12 protein-coding genes are annotated in these 15,179 nt (G+C 72.8%); 9 read left to right on the top strand and 3 right to left on the bottom strand.

Annotated elements, in window-relative coordinates; translation table 11 throughout:
• Positions 1-2 precede the first annotated feature (2 nt).
• From L1785_RS20655 to L1785_RS20665, 3 genes are all read left to right on the top strand, one after another.
• Positions 3-4,628, top strand: coding sequence for a hypothetical protein (locus L1785_RS20655; protein WP_236091193.1), 4,626 nt, complete (start codon positions 3-5; stop codon positions 4,626-4,628).
• A complete protein-coding gene (locus tag L1785_RS20660; RefSeq protein ID WP_236091194.1) occupies positions 4,628-6,397 on the top strand; it encodes a hypothetical protein in 1,770 nt (589 codons plus the stop codon). The genes L1785_RS20655 and L1785_RS20660 overlap by 1 nt, the downstream gene beginning before the upstream one ends.
• Before the next feature lie 235 nt (positions 6,398-6,632).
• Positions 6,633-8,117 (top strand): RICIN domain-containing protein, encoded by a 1,485-nt coding sequence (locus tag L1785_RS20665; RefSeq protein ID WP_236091195.1) that lies wholly within the window; start codon positions 6,633-6,635, stop codon positions 8,115-8,117.
• 182 nt (positions 8,118-8,299) lie between these two features.
• On the opposite strand, the gene L1785_RS20670 is transcribed toward L1785_RS20665, so the two are convergent.
• Entirely contained in the window at positions 8,300-8,758 is a 459-nt protein-coding gene (locus tag L1785_RS20670; RefSeq protein ID WP_236091196.1) for a MarR family winged helix-turn-helix transcriptional regulator, read from the bottom strand.
• Positions 8,759-8,892: 134 nt separating this feature from the next.
• On the opposite strand from L1785_RS20670, the gene L1785_RS20675 reads away from it, so the two are divergent.
• Positions 8,893-9,840: an NmrA/HSCARG family protein gene (locus tag L1785_RS20675; protein ID WP_236091197.1), complete on the top strand. Its 948-nt coding sequence runs from the start codon at positions 8,893-8,895 to the stop codon at positions 9,838-9,840.
• A gap of 89 nt (positions 9,841-9,929) precedes the next feature.
• Here the strand turns inward: L1785_RS20675 and L1785_RS20680 are convergent, their stop codons facing one another.
• Positions 9,930-10,367, bottom strand: coding sequence for an ester cyclase (locus L1785_RS20680; RefSeq protein ID WP_236091198.1), 438 nt, complete (start codon positions 10,365-10,367; stop codon positions 9,930-9,932).
• A 147-nt stretch (positions 10,368-10,514) separates the two neighbouring features.
• Between L1785_RS20680 and L1785_RS20685 the strand changes: the two genes are divergently transcribed.
• From L1785_RS20685 to L1785_RS20705, 5 genes are all read left to right on the top strand, one after another.
• Positions 10,515-10,994 carry a GNAT family N-acetyltransferase gene (locus L1785_RS20685; RefSeq protein ID WP_236091199.1) on the top strand — a complete coding sequence of 160 codons (480 nt, stop codon included), beginning with the start codon at positions 10,515-10,517 and terminating at the stop codon, positions 10,992-10,994.
• Between the two features lie 121 nt (positions 10,995-11,115).
• Entirely contained in the window at positions 11,116-12,528 is a 1,413-nt protein-coding gene (locus L1785_RS20690) for a CotH kinase family protein (protein ID WP_236091200.1), read from the top strand.
• Between the two features lie 103 nt (positions 12,529-12,631).
• A complete protein-coding gene (locus L1785_RS20695; protein WP_236091201.1) occupies positions 12,632-13,225 on the top strand; it encodes a molybdopterin-dependent oxidoreductase in 594 nt (197 codons plus the stop codon).
• Positions 13,222-13,983 (top strand): FAD-binding oxidoreductase, encoded by a 762-nt coding sequence (locus tag L1785_RS20700; protein ID WP_236091202.1) that lies wholly within the window; start codon positions 13,222-13,224, stop codon positions 13,981-13,983. The genes L1785_RS20695 and L1785_RS20700 overlap by 4 nt, the downstream gene beginning before the upstream one ends.
• Positions 13,983-14,240 carry a DUF6510 family protein gene (locus L1785_RS20705; RefSeq protein WP_236091203.1) on the top strand — a complete coding sequence of 86 codons (258 nt, stop codon included), beginning with the start codon at positions 13,983-13,985 and terminating at the stop codon, positions 14,238-14,240. Before L1785_RS20700 ends, L1785_RS20705 begins: the two co-directional genes overlap by 1 nt.
• Before the next feature lie 169 nt (positions 14,241-14,409).
• Here the strand turns inward: L1785_RS20705 and L1785_RS20710 are convergent, their stop codons facing one another.
• Entirely contained in the window at positions 14,410-15,072 is a 663-nt protein-coding gene (locus tag L1785_RS20710; RefSeq protein ID WP_236091204.1) for a GNAT family N-acetyltransferase, read from the bottom strand.
• Positions 15,073-15,179 lie beyond the last annotated feature (107 nt).

Genomic DNA, 15,179 nt, shown 5'->3' on the forward strand with positions numbered 1-15,179 from the left:
ACATGCCCCTCGAGATCCCCGCGGAGCTCGCCGCCGCACGAGCCGAGGTCGCTCGGCTCGCCGAGGAACGGCGCACGCTCATCGCCTCGGGCGGGCGGCTGCCGTTCGCCGAGCTCGGCCGCGTCGACCTCGGCATCGCCACCGTCATCGATGCGCTGCGGGACCGGGTCGACCCGTGCGACGCGGCACCCGAGGTGCCGCTCGTGCTGCTGCCGGTGCGCGTCGAGACGAAGCTCAAGCCGGGCACGTCGACGCTGCGCGTGCGGATCACGCCCGACGAGGTCCACGTCGACGCGCTGCTGCGCGCGGTCACGCCGGACGAGACGGCCGCGGGCCGCACCTACTGGACCCGACGGTGGGACGACGAGGCCGACCCCGCCGCGTGGGGCGACCTCGTCGCCGCGGTCGGCGCCCGGCGAGCCGGCTGGGTCGCGCAGGCCACCACACCCGGGAACCTCGCCGAGCGCGGCGCCGCCGGCAGCGCACCGGTGTTCGCCGAGACCCCGGAGGAGGTCACGCGCGGCACGGTCGCCCGCTGCCTGCCGGACAGGTTCGTCGTGCGCGCGTTCCCGCGAGGGTCGGCGCCGGTCACGGCGCGCGGCGAGACGTTGGCGCGGGACATCCCCATCTCCCCCGTCGCTCTCTCGAACCTCGACGACGTCGCGAACGCGGCGGAGGGTCTCACCCTGCCGGCGGGCTCGGAGTGGATCGCCGACTTCGAGGCGGCTAAGGCCGTCGGGCTCGGTGTCGAGCTCACGCTTCCGGTCGGCACGCAGGTCGTCGACCGGCTCGTCGTCGTCGGCGTGCGCGGCAGCGCCTCCGAGGACGAGAACGCGGCCGAGCTCGCCGACCTGCTGCTGAGCCACCGGTTCAGCGACGGCTTCGGCCTGCTCGCCCCAGGTACACCGACCAACAACGCCGACGCCGATCGGTCGCCGTACCGCGCGTCGGACACCCCGGGCGAGCCGCCGATCGACGCCCCGCAGCCGGGCGCCGACGTCAGCGCCCTCGCGGCCGTGCTCGGGCTCGACCCGGTCGCGATCGAGCACCTCCTCGATCCGGCCGCCCCGCGATCGGGCCTCGACGCCGCTGAGCGCTCGGCGAACACCGCGCTGTGGTTCGCGACCTGGGAGCCCGTGCTGCAGCGGCTGGACGACGCCGAGGTGCCGGGCGTCACTCCCGCGACGATCGAGTCGGCGCGGCGCCTGCACCGCGACCACGTGCGGGGCGCAGGCCCGGCGCCCGCGATCCGCGTGGGCGCTCAGCCGTACGGCGTGCTGCCGGTTGCCGACCTCGACGCATGGAGCCCGCGCGACGGGGAGACGACCGCCTCGCTCGTGGCGGTGATCCGGCGCACCCTCCGCCGCTGGACCGACCGGGCGGCGGCGCTCCCACGCGTGCGACCCGGCGACTCGGTGACCGACGAGGCCCTCCTCGACCTGCTCGGCACGAGCCCCGAGGCCGTCGGTGTGCGGGCGCGGCCCGCGGTCGACGGGCCGGACCTCACGCTCTTCGCCGCGGCGACCGGCGCGGGGGCCTCGGTCGACGCCGAGGTGCTGCTGAAGCGAGCCGTGCTCGCGCAGTACTCGGCCGACGCGGCCCGGCTCGTGCTGCCCGCGTCGCTGCACGACCAGACCCGCACGATCAACCTGCCGTTCGTGTCGGAGCGCGACGCCTCCGTCGTGACGGAGATCCTCGCCGACCGCACGCCGCAGGTCGACAGCGTGCTTCAGGCCCTGCTCGACCTCGCCTGGGACGACGTGAAGCGCGTGCGGCTACGGGTCGCGCCCGACGAGTTCGTCTCGCCGCTGCTCGAGCGGCTCGAGCTCCCACCCGACGTCGTGCAGCTCGTCCGCGCGGGCCTTGACCGCCCGGGAGGCGAGGTCGATGGCGGCGGCCGCGACGCCGGCGCGGTCTCGGCGCGGTTCTTCGCGGCCGCCGAGTCGGTCCGCGCCGTGGTGCACGTCGATGGCCAGCCCGCCGAGCAGCTGTCGATCGCGGCGATCGAGCCGGTCGCGGAGGCACGCACGTCGCTCGCGCAGGTCGCCCTCGACCTCGGCGACGACGCGCACGCGAGCTGGATCGGCTCGCACGCGATCTCCGGCCTGCTGGACTGGCTCGGTGTGCGCGCCGAGGTGCGCGCGGCCATGGTCGCGCTCGCCGCCGCGCCGATCGGCGAACGCCGGACCGCGGTCGCGCACGCCCTCGACGTCGCCTCGCACCGGGCCGACGCCTGGGCGACGGCGCTCGCCTCATCACGCCGGGCGACCCTCGCCGTGGCGAACCCCACCGGCCTCACCCTCGGCGCGTTCGGGTACGTGGAGGACCTGCGCCTGACGGCCGAGCGCGGGGAGCCCGAGGGCTGGATCCACGCGCCGAGCACCGCCCACGCCGTCGCGGCGGGCGTGCTCGCGAGCGCGCACCGGTCGAACATCGGCGCGAAGGACGGCGCCCACCCGTTCGCGATCGATCTCACCAGCCGGCGCGGCGCCGACCTGCGGCGCGTGCTCGAGGGCGTGCACGGCGGCCAGCCGATCGGTGCGCTCCTCGGCTACCAGATCGAGCGCGGGCTGGCGGGCACGCAGGCCGCGCGGTTCCAGCTCACGCTTCGCGAGCTCGCGCCGATGGCGACCGACGAGCTGGGCAACGAGCTCGCGGCGGTCGACACCGACGCCGAGCGGGCGCAGGCGCGCGCCGCGGTCGCCGACGTCGTGGACGGCGTGTCGCTGCTGCGCCAGTTCCCGGTCGCGTCGCTCTCGGGGCCGCAGCCGCCGCTCCGCGCAAGGCTCGCCGCCCGGCCGAAGAGCGTGTTCCTCGAGACCTGGCCTGCCGTCGGCGACGACGAGTGGGCCCTGGTCGTGGCTGCGCTGACGGCGGCCTCCGAGACCCTCGACGCGCTCTCCGACGCGCTGCTCGCGGAGTCGGTCGTGCAGTACGCCTCGGGCAACGCGGCGCGGGCATCGGCCGCCCTGGACGCCATGGGCAGCGGCGCGAGCGTCGACCCGCAGCTCGACGTGCTCAGCGTCCGTGCACCGAGCCGGCAGCTCTCCCAGGCCGCGATCGCCGTCCTGCCGCAGGGGGCGACCGGGTGGTCGGCCACGCGCCCGCGCGCGCTCGCCGACCCGCGGCTCGAGGCCTGGGCCGCACGGCGGCTCGGCGACCCGGCCGACGTCGTCGTCGCCGAGGCCGGTGGCACACGGCACACGCTGGATGCCTCCGGCCTGGCCGCACTCGACCTCGTCTACGCCGACGACCCGACGGCCGTCGAGCGGATGATCCGTGCGGCGATGCCGGCGCTCGGCGACGCCCCGCTCGCCGCCGAGCGCGGTGACGGGTGGCCTGCCGGACAGCAGCCGCTCTGGCACGTGGTCGCGCTCGCGCAGTCGCTGCGCACGGTGATCGCCCGCTCGACCCGCCTCGGGCCGTCGGCGCTCGTGCGCGTCGGTGCGCCTGCACAGCGCGCCGTCGACACCGACGAGCTGCTCGAGCGTGTCGACCGGCTGCTCGGCGCGTTCCAGGACGCCCTCGACTCGGGCGCCGGCGTGATCGCCGCGCTCGATCCGGCCACGCTCGCCGTGGAACCCGCCGACGCGCCCGCGATCGTCGAGGCCGTGCGGCCGCTGGCGGCGTTCGGCGTGCCTACCGTGCCGCCTACGGACCCCGACCTCGTCGGCAACGTCGCGTGGGCGTGGGGTGCCCGGCAGGCCGCGGCGTCGCGGCTCCGGCAGGCGCGCGCCGCACTCGACGGCGTCCGGGCGCCGCGGCCCGTCGGCGCCGAGCCGCCCGGTCCCGAGGAGCTCTGCGACGCCGCCCAGTCGGCGGCCGAGGCGGTGCTCGGCGACGGCTTCCGCCTGCTGCCGCTGCTCAGCCCGCCCGCGGCGGCGACCGGCGAGCCCGACGCGTTCGCGCAGGCGGTCACCGACCCGGCGTTCACGGCGCCGGGCCGGGCGCGCCTGCACGCGTTCGCGCGCGACCACGCGACCGTCCTCGACGGCATGGCCGCCCTCGCCGAGGCGCAGCTCGTCGGCGGGGCGCTCGGTCGGCGCGTCGACCTCGCGGCCGTACAGCTCACGGAGCGTACGGAGACCGGGCCGGCGCCGGGCACCGACCGCTGGCTCGCGGGCGCCCTCGCCGACGAGGTGCCGTGGCCAGACTCGACGGCCACGCACCTTGTGGTCGAGCTGCCGCCCGACCCCGACGACGTCGCCGGGCCGCTCGCGGGCCTCGCGATCGAGGCATGGGTCGAGGCGCTCCCGTTCCAGCCCGACGTGAAGGCGTTCGACCCTCGGGCACCCGAGACGGCGCTGCGCGCGGCGCGGTCCGCGACCGGACTCGCCGTCAGCGCCCGGCAGGCGTCGGCGCGCGCGCCGCAGGTCCTGCTCTCGGCGATCTCGCCCGACGGCCGGCGCTGGACGACCGACTCGGTCGTCCAGACGGTGCTCGACGCTGTCGACCTCGCCAAGGCGCGGCTCGTGACGCTCGAGCATGTGCCGGGCGACGCGGCGGTGCTGCCCGCGATCTACGTCGCGAGCCCGTGGCTGCAGGCCAGGAAGGGCTTCGGGTTCGAAGAGCTCGCCGCCGTCGCATGGGATCCCCAGCTGGCGCCGTTCCTCTCGGAGGTGGACTGATGGCCGATCCGATCAAGCTCGTCGCGAGCTCCATCGACAGCGTCGAGCTCGCGAGCCTCGCCGGGAAGCTGCAGATCGTCGACCCGCCGGCGATGGTCCGGCTGGAGCCGGACTCGACCACGGGCGATCCGAGGCCCGGCACCGAGGCGCGCATCGCCGACCCTGCCTGGATGCTCGGCCGTCAGTGGCAGGTGGGCGAGCTCATCGGCGAGGATGCGGGCTCGGTCGTGAGCGTGCGGGTGCGGTCGTCGGCACTGCCGCTGACGGCGTGGGCACCGCTCGACGACACGACCGTCGGTTCCCCTCAGGGCGCGCTGTGGCGACCGTGGCGCGCGGGCTCGGTGCTCGAGGAGCTCGTGCAGGACGTGCCGGCCCTCGCGTTCGAGCGCGGCCTGCGCCAGCGCGCCGAGGCGGGCCGCCAGCTCGCGGACCTGCTCGAGGACGCCGGCGCCGACGACGTCGTCGCGGCGCTCCTGACGAGGCACCCGCTCGCGCTCGACCCGGAACCGGACGCTCCCGAGGCGAGACTCGATCCTCAGGCGCCCCGCCTCCTGTCGCTGCTCGCGGGGCAGGTAGCCGACGGCGTCGCGATCGCCGAGGAACTCGTGGGTCTCGCGCCTGCGGAGCCGGACTGGCTCGCCGGCGCCGACGATGCAGGCGCGGTGCGGCTCGTGCTGCAGGAGTGGCTGGCGTGGCTGTTCGGCGCGCCCGACTCGGGCGGGGCGTGGTCGACGGAGCGGCTCGAGTACCGGTTCGCGCTGCGGTTCGGCGAGGGCGGCGAGGCGGTCGTCACGCGAGGCACACAGTTCGGCTCGGCCGAGGTGCGGTGGAGCGACCTGGAGTGGGTGCCCGACGCCGTCGTCGGGTCTCCGGGGGGCGCGCCCGATGGCACGCCGGTCGAGTCGACCGCGACGGTGCTCGCGACCCCGCTGCGCTACCCGGGCATGCCCGCCGACCGCTACTGGCAGCTCGAGGACGGCGCCGTCGACCTCGGCGCGATCGAGGCGCAACCGCACGACCTCGCGAAGCTCGCCCTGGCGGAGTTCGCGATGTCGTCGGGCGACGACTGGCTCGTCGTGCCGGTCGACGCGCTCCTCGGCGGCCTGAACCGCATCGGGAGCGTCGAGCTGACAGACGACTTCGGCGAGACGGTCGAGGTCGGCGAGCTCGACGACCCCCGCTTCACCATGTTCAAGGTCGCGGCCTCCGGGGGCGGCGCGCTCCAGGGCGTCCTGCTGCCGCCCACCGCGGCCGGCACGGTCAGCGGCGCCCCGCTCGAGGAGGTGCTCTTCCTCCGCGACGAACAGGCGAACATGGCATGGGCGATCGAGCAGACCGTGCAGGGCCGCAGCGGCGACCCGCGTGAACGGTCGGCCGAGCTGCAGCCGCCGCCCGACCCGTGGCCCGCGGGCCTCAGCCCCGAGGAGCGCGTCTACCGCCTGCAGTCCCGGGTGCCCGCGAGCTGGATCCCGCTGGTGCCGATCGCGTCGCGCGCCGGTCAGGTCGTGCTGCGGAAGGGCGCGATGCTGCGCGACGGCGAGCCCTTGCTCGCGGCCGGCGTCACTCTGCGGCCGACACCGCTCACCTTCCCGGGCGAGGAGATCCCCCGCGAGGGAGTGCGGGTGCGCGCGGTGCCCGTGCTCGCCCGGCGCGCTGACGGCTCGTACGCCCGCTGGGCGTCCTACCGTGTGCGCACCGGGCGCGGCGAGGCGAAGAGCCGGCTCGCGTGGGACTCCGCGCTGGCGATCACCGAGATGCGGCAGGCGTAGACCCGGGGGGGTGTCGCCGGGCACGGCGCCGAAATGCGCTCCACGGCGTCGCCGTCGACCATGCCCTCGAGCGAAGCACTTCCTCGGTGTGAGGTTCCCGTGGTCCGGCCAATCCTTGACCACACCCTGCCGAGATGTGAAACTTGCCCCGATGTTGACGTTAACATCCGACACCCAACGTCGTCGTGAACTCAAGTCCGGACATGTGCAACGAGGCACGAGATAGGACCACGCCGTGAACACACCCCACCCGCCCTCCAGGCGGCCCCTCCACCAGATCGTCGTCAGCATGCTGGCCGCCCTGCTCCTGCTGCCGGTGACCGCCGTGGCCCTCGCCACGCCGGCGACGGCGGCCACCAGCCAGTTCCGCGGCATGAACTGGGCGGTGCTGGGCGACAACTTCAGCACCGGCCCGCTCGTCATCGAGGGGTTGAGCAGCTCCGACAGCTACGCCACCGTCCAGGCCAAGGCCAACGCCGTGTTCGACGACATGGAGTCGACCCTCGGCATCAACACCGTCCGCCTGCCGATCAACACCCACACCGTCGGCACCGCCTGGTGGGCCAACTACCGTGGCGTGATCGACGCCGCCACCGCCCGGGGCTGGAAGGTCATCCTCGCCTACTGGGAGGACGGCGCTGCCTCCGGCGGCCGGATCACCAACATGTCGGCGTTCAACTCGATGTGGTCCACCGTGACCTACCAGTACGGCTCCAACTCCCTGGTGTACTTCGAGCCGATGAACGAGCCCCACGGCTACAGCTCCACCGAGTGGCGGGACATCGCGGCGGCCTGGCTCGACTACCACTACTCGGCGGTTCCGGCCCGCGTCTTGATCGGAGGCGTCGGCTACAGCGCCGACCTGCGGGACGTGTGCAACGACAGCCGCTTCAACGGGACGCTCCTGTCCTTCCACCACTACGCCTTCTTCTACGGCGAGAACACGTACGACGGCTGGCGCAGCCACATCAACACCCGCCTCGGCAGCTGCGCCTCCCGCGCCGTCGTGACGGAGTTCGGAGGCGCGATGAACGCCAACCTGAACTACGGCGACGCCAACAGCACCAACAACTTCGTCCGCCACATCCGCGCCGTCACGCAGGTCATGCGCGACACCGGCATGGGCGGCACCTACTGGCCCGCGATCGGCGGCAAGCCCGGCGACATCGGCTACGACGGGTACTCGATGTACATGAAGAGCGGCAGCGGCACGAACCTCTCGGTGACCATCCGCAGCAACTCCGGGGCGAACCGCCTTCGGTGGGCCTGGGGCGACAACGTCGACCCCAACGCCGGCAACGGGTCCGGCGGGGTGACCGACATCGTCAACCGGAACTCGGGCAAGTGCGTCGACGTCGTCGCCGGCTCGACCGCGAACGGAGCCGAGATCATCCAGTACACCTGCAGCGGCGGGTCCAACCAGCAGTGGAGCCTCCAGAACCTCGGCAACGGCTACCACCAGATCGTGTCGCAGTCCTCCGGCAAGTGCCTCGATGTCAACAGCGCCTCGACGGTCGACGGCGCGGCGATCATCCAGTACACCTGCGGCACCGGCACGAACCAGCAGTGGCAGCTGCGCAGCGTGACCGGCGGATACGTCGAGCTCGTCGCCCGCCACTCGGGCAAGTGCCTCGACGTGCCCGGCTCGTCGACGGCGAACAGCATCCGGCTCAAGCAGTACACCTGCAACGGCGGCACCAACCAGCACTGGACGCCGTGACCGCACGGAGCGCCCGCTGACGAACGGGCGGGGGGGGGGGGGGGGGGGGGGGGGCGCCGCGCCCCCCCCCCCCCCCCCGCCCCCCCCCCCCCCGCGCGGCGCGGGCCCCCCCGGCCGCCCCGCTGTCCTCGGGGGGGGGGGGGGGGGGCCCGGCGGCCCCCCCCCCCCCCGCCCGGTACAGCTCAGTCCCTCAGCGAGTCGCACATCGACTCGAAGGCGGCCGCCAGCTCGCGAAGATCGAGCCCTGCAAAGTGGTCGACAACGCGGCGCCGGACGCTCGCCAGGTGCGTCGGGTAAGCCTCCTTCAGGCGTTCCAAACCGGCCTCGGTCAGCCTGGCGAGGTTCCCGCGCGCGTCGTCGTCCACCCGCGCCTTGGTCACCAGACCCTGCTCTGCGAACGCGTCGACGATCCGGCTGATCCGGCTGGCCGACATAGCCACCCGGCCGGCCAGCTCGCTCATCCGCAGCTGCCGGTCGGGTGCCTCGGAGAGGTTCATCAGCACGGCGTACTCGGCCACGTTCAGACGCGCGCCCGTCCGCAGGTCGTTGTCGAGCGCCTTGGGCAGCCTCGCCAGCAAGGGTGCGAGCGCGCGCCAGACCGCCTCCTCCTGAGGCGTCAACGGCGCCTCGTGGTTGCTCATGCGGCCCACCCTACTGAAGCGGTCGTGCGGGAATTTCAGGTGACAACCTGCGGTTCTGCCAAGCGAGCAGATATTTGCGTGCGTCAGCAAATAGTCTACCTGCAGGCACGACGCGACATCCAGAGAGGGAAGACATGGCAGAGCAGAAGATCATCGCAGTGGTCGGCGCGACCGGTCAGCAGGGCGGCGGGCTCGCCCGCTCGATCCTCGCCGACCCGGAATCCGAGTTCTCGGTCCGCGCGCTCACCCGCAACCCGGACTCCGACAAGGCCCAGGACCTCGCCCGGCTCGGCGCCGACGTGGTTCAGGCCGACCTCGACGACGAGGCCAGCGTGGCCAAGGCCTTCGAGGGCGCCTACGGCGCGTACCTCGTCACCAACTTCTGGGAGCACGGCTCGCCCGAGCGCGAGTACGCGCAGGCCCGCAACCTGGCCCAGGCCACCAAGACCGCGGGTGTCGAGCACGCGATCTGGTCCACGCTGGAGGACACCCGCGAGAGCGTCCCGCTCGACGACGACCGCATGCCCACCCTCATGGGGCAGTACAAGGTCCCGCACTTCGACGTCAAGGGCGAGGCCAACGCCCTGTTCACCGAGGCCGGGGTCCCGACGACCTTCCTCCAGACCACCTTCTTCTGGGAGAGCTTCCTGGCCTACTTCACGCCGCAGCGACAGGAGGACGGCAGCCTGGTCCTCGCGATGGCGATGGCAGACAGCAAGCTGGCCGGCATCGCCGCCGAGGACATCGGCCGCACCGCGCTCGGCGCCTTCAAGCGGGGCAAGGAGCTCGTCGGCGAGACGGTGAGCATCGCGGGCGAGCACCTCACCGGCGCCGAGATCGCCGCGACCTTCTCCGAGGTGCTGGGCCAGCCGGTCCGCTACGTCGCGGTCCCGTTCGAGGGGCTCCGTGCGGCCGGATTCCCCGCCGCCGACGAGCTCGGGAACATGTTCCAGTACTACGCGGAGTTCGCCGACGAGTTCACGGGCAGGCGTGACCTCGACGAGGTGCGCCGGCTCAATCCGTCGCTCCAGTCCTTCAAGGAATGGCTGGTCGCGCACAAGGACGCGTTCACCGGGATCTGAACGAGGGTGTGACCGCACGGTGTGGGGCGGGCGAGCCGTTGGCTCGCCCGGCCCCACACACCCGCCGCTTGACCGGCGCACGAGCACCGCTACGTGGTCGGCGCGCCGCCCTGACTCAGACCGAGCTGGGTCAGCATCTCGAGCTGGTCGAAGTAGAAGTCGTGACGGACGATCTTTCCATCGGAGACCGTGGCGATGTCGACGGCCCGGACTTGGATCTGCTTGCCGGTCGGTGGAATGCTCGTCCCGTCGGGGAGCGCCAGCGGCTCGGTGTGGGTTCCGATGAACACGCCCTGGTCGATGGCGCTGTCTTCGGTGTCGAGCGATCGCTCGAGGCGGTATTCGCGCTCGGAGAACGCGTCGATGAAGCCGCGGTTCCACTCGATGAACGCCTCGACGCCCCGCAGTGTCCCTGCGTCCGGCGTCGTGACCTCGACGTCCGGGTCGTAGATCTCGCGTAACGTGTCGAGGTCTCCTGCGATCCCCGCCCGGGTGCCGCGGTCCATCAACTCGCGTGCCTGTCCCATGGCGCACCTCCTTGTGCTCGGATGACCGGGCGGCCCGGGACTGGTCGTCCGTGTGTTCCAGTCAACCGCCACCCGGCGGTGGTCGCCATCGCGCGCCCAGGTGGGTCCGGTGAACGGGTCACGCCGTGCGAGACCTACGCTTCGGCCATGGTCGAAGGCACCGACGGACAGGTCGAGGTACGGGTCGCGCGCGACGAGGAGCTGGAGGAGGTCGTCCGGCTGCGCTGGCGATGGACGGCCGAGCGCGAAGGCGCCGCCGCGGCGGGCGACGAGGCCGACTACGTCCCGGCCGCCGCCGCGTGGGCGCGCGAGCACCGGGACACGCACGTGCCGCACGTCGCGGTCCTGGCCGGGGCGGTCGTGGGCATGGCCTGGCTCGCGCTCGCCCCGCGGGTGCCGAAGGTCGGCGCCATCCACCGCCTCTCGGGTGACCTGCAGTCCTGCTACGTCATGCCCGAGCACCGCGGCAACGGCATCGGAGGCAGGCTCGTCCGCGCCGTGCTCGACACTGCGGTCCAGCACGGCGCCGAGCACGTCACCGTCCACACCTCACCTGGCTCCGTGGCCATGTACGCCCGCAACGGGTTCGCGCACGAGGAACGCCTGCTGTACGCAGAGCCCACCTGAGGCTGAGCGGAAGTCGCCCCTTCCCCGAGCCGGCCTCGTAGCCGGCTCACAGCCTGGTTCAAGGGTCTTGTGACGTGGTCTCTCGACGATGGTCTCCCCCGCCCGAAGGAGATCCGCACCCATGAGCCACCGTCTGACCACGCCCGGCCAGCGCCCGCCGAGCAGCCCGCCGAGCAACCCGCTGAGCCGACTGAGGCGGCGGGCCGCCCAGGGAATCGCCGGTGCCTCCGTGGCGTCGGTGGTCGTCACCGGATGCACGGTCCAGGCCGACCCCGGCGTGACCACGGTGACCGACGGCGGAGCGGACTCCTCTGCGGACGTCTATGACGACTCGGTGGTGCACTCCGTCGCGGTCGAGATCGACGACGACGCCTACACCGCCATGCTCGAGACCTATCAGGAGTCGGGCGACAAGGAATGGATCTCCGGGACCGTCACCATCGACGGTGAGACCTTCCAGAACGTCGGTCTGCGGCTGAAGGGGAACTCCTCCCTGCGTTCGGTGGACACCAGCGCGGCGCCAACCGACCTGCCCTGGCTGATCGATCTCGACAAGAACGTCGACGGCCAGGCGCTCGACGGCTGGACGGAGTTCGTGGTCCGGTCGAACAGCACCGAGACCGCGCTGAACGAGTCCGTCGCCCTCGCACTGCTCGAGGAGGCCGGCCTGGCCGGCGAGCACGCCGTGGCCACCGGCTTCTCGGTCAACGGTGCCGAGGAGGAGCTTCGGCTCGTCGTGCAGAACCTCGACGACGACTGGGACGAGGAGCGCTTCGACACCGAAGGGGTGCTCTACAAGGCGGAGTCCGGCGGTGACTACTCCTACCGAGGCGAAGACCCGGAGGACTACGCGGAGGTCTTCGACCAGGAGACCGACAAGGACGACGAGGACCTCAGCCCGCTCATCGACTTCCTGCAGTTCGTCAACGAGTCCAGCGACGCGGAGTTCGCCGACCAGCTCGCCGACCGGCTCGATGTGGAGGCCTTCGCCACGTACCTCGCCTTCGAGGACCTGATCGACAACTTCGACGACATCGACGGCCCCGGAAACAACTCTTACCTGCGCTACGACGGGGCGTCGGGCAGCTTCACGGTCGTGGCCTGGGACCACAACCTCGCCTTCGGCGCCTCGCCGCAGGGTGGCCAGGACGGCGGTGGCCGGGCCGGCGGCGGACCGGCCGGTCAGGTCGGCGGCGACGGCGCCCAGCCGCCGGACGGCATGGAGCCGCCGCAGGGGATGGAGCGACCAGAGGGCGGCGCCGACATGCCCGCCGGCGCGGACGGCGGGGGCTTCGGGGGCGCCGGCGGAGGCTCCAACATCCTCGTCGAGCGGTTCACGACGAACGCCGAGCTGAACGAGCTCTACGAGCAGGCCACGACCGAGCTGCAGGCGTCGCTCTTCGAGAGCGGCGCGGCCCAGGAGGTGCTCGACTCCTGGGCGACGCTCCTCACCGACGAAGCCGGCGACCTCGTCGACGCGGCAACAGTCGAGGAGGAGGCCGCGGCCATCGCCGAGTACTTCGACGAGAAGTGATGCGCCGGGCCCAGGACCTCGCCCGATCGGCAGCGGAGTGACATGCACCACAGTCGGCCGTAGTGTGAGCCCAGCTGATGCCGGCCCACGGAGAGGGATCCGCATGTCGTTCGTCACCCGTGGCTTCTCCGGGCGCGCACGGGAGCGCGACCCGCGACTGCCTCCCGGCCAGACGCTCGTCCAGGACTGGCCGGTGCTCTCCGCCGGCCCGACCCCGCGCATCGACACCGCGGAGTGGGAGTTCGTCATCCGCGACGAGACGGGCGCCGACCACCGCTGGAGCTGGGACGAGCTCCTCGCGCTCGGCGTCGAGGACATCACTGCCGACATCCACTGCGTCACGCACTGGTCCAAGCTCGAGATGCCATGGCGCGGTGTGAGCGTCGACAAGCTGTTCGAGAACGTCGAGTCGCAGTACGACTACGTCATGGCCCACTCCTACGGCGGCTATACGACGAACGTGCCGCTGGAGGACCTGCTCGACGGCAGGGCCTGGATCGCGATCGAGGCCGACGGCGAGCCGCTGGACCCGGAGCACGGCGGCCCGGCCCGGCTGCTCGTCCCGCACCTGTACTTCTGGAAGAGCGCGAAGTGGGTCCGGGGCCTGGTCATGATGCCGGACGACGATCCAGGGTTCTGGGAGCAGAACGGCTACCACCTGCGCGGGGACCCGTGGAAGGAGGAGCGTTACTGGTGAGCGCGGACCCGCTGACCCGGCCCGACACAGCCCGCCGGCGCCCTGCCTGGCATGTAGCGACCGTCGCCGAGCTCGCACCCGAGACCCCCACGGCGGCCCGCCTGGTCCTGGACGTACCCACGTGGCCGGGCAACGACGCCGGCGCGCACCTCGACGTCCGGCTCACCGCCCCAGACGGCTACCAGGCCACGCGCTCGTACTCGATCGCCTCCTCCGGCGAGACGAGCCGGGTCGTGCTCGCGGTCGACGAGGTGCCTGACGGCGAGGTGTCGCCGTTCCTGGTGCGGGAGCTGCGGCCCGGCGACCAGCTCGAGCTGCACGGCCCGCTCGGAGCATTCTTCGTGTGGCAGCCGAGCCGGGACGACCGGCCGGTCCAGCTCATCGCCGGCGGCTCCGGCGTCGTTCCGCTCTACGCCATGGCGGCCTCCCATGCCGCCGCGGCCGACCCGGCGCCGTTCCGGCTTCTCTACTCCGTCCGCACCCCGCGGCACGTGTTCTTCGCCGACGAGCTCGCCGCCCTGGTGGGACCGGCCTTCGACCTCGACCTCGCCTACACCCGGGAGGCACCGGACGGCCGGCAGGGCGACATCGGCCGGATCACCAAGGACACGCTCGCAGCCCGCACCATTCCGGCCGCACGACGGCCACAGGTGTTCGTGTGCGGTCCGACCGGATTCGTGGAAGCCGTCGCCTCTTGGCTGCGCGCGCTCGGCCACGCCGCCGCGGACATCCGCACCGAACGATTCGGAGGCACCTGATGACCCACCTGGACGGCAACGTGCTCGCGGGCGCGCTCGCCGACATCTTCTCGGTCGACCTGACCCCCGCATCCGCACGATGCACGGGGTGCGGGGCCGTCGCGCAGCTCGCCGAGGCGATGGTGTACACGAACGCGCCCGGGATCGTGGCGCGCTGTGCGACGTGCGACCACGTGCTCGCCACGGTCGTCGACGCGGGCGACCGCCTGTGGCTGAGCCTCACCGGCCTGAGCGGGATCGAGCTGCGCCGGGCCTGAGCGGGATCGAGCCCAGCCGCCGGAGGGCATTGAGCCGCCGCAGGGGATGGAGCGTACTTCGACGAGAAGTGATGCGCTGGGCCCGGATCGCGCCGCAGCGGCCCGCCTACCGAGGTCTCGTTGCGTGTCGCACACGAGCGCGGACACGAGGCGGAGCTGTCTCGACGCGTCACCGGCCGAGATCGGCAGCCACCGCTCGAGCTTCCTGCCGGCCCGTCGTAGCCGGTCGTGGCCCGCGCCGCATCGACCACAGGGGCGGTGACCCCGGGTACAGCGGGTCGTGCACCTGGGTGACGGCAAAGCCGGAGCGTTCGTAGAACGCGACGTTCTGGGGGGTGCTGGTCTGCAGGCGCACTGCCTGACCCTGGGCGTCGGCCTCGGCGAGACCGTCGCGCAGGAGCGCTCTGCCGATCCCACGACGTTGACAGTCGGGATGGACGGCGAGCACGCCGAGGAACCAGCAGCGTTCGTCCGGGAGCGACGCGTCGAGGCCGAAGAAGAACTGGGCAGGACGGCCGCGATCAGGACCCAGACGGCGCAAGGCCCAACCGATCGCGCGCAAGAGCCGCGGGTCTCGCTCGTGATGGGCGGCGCTTACCCCGTCGACTCTCCAGATCGCGAAGCCGACGGGGACCCCGTCGACCTCGGCGACCCGGACTACCCGGCCAGGAGAGTCCGACCGCAAGGACGCTGGCGTCGACCTCAGGTGGTACTCCCGCCGCCGTCGCTCGTCGGGATAGGTGTGCAGGTAGATCGGGTCGTCGGCATACGCGACGGCCGCGACCTGCGCGAGGGCGTCGATGCGGCCAGGCTGGAGCTTCGCGATACGCACGCCGCGCATCCTGCCATCTCACCCGCCGCCGAGGGTGCCCAGCGTCTTCCACGCGTACCCCGACGCCGATCAGAGCCGCGAGTACTCCAGCTCCGGGCGCCCGCGAG

Source organism: Antribacter soli, from assembly GCF_021568775.1.
Lineage (GTDB): Bacteria > Actinomycetota > Actinomycetes > Actinomycetales > Cellulomonadaceae > Antribacter > Antribacter soli.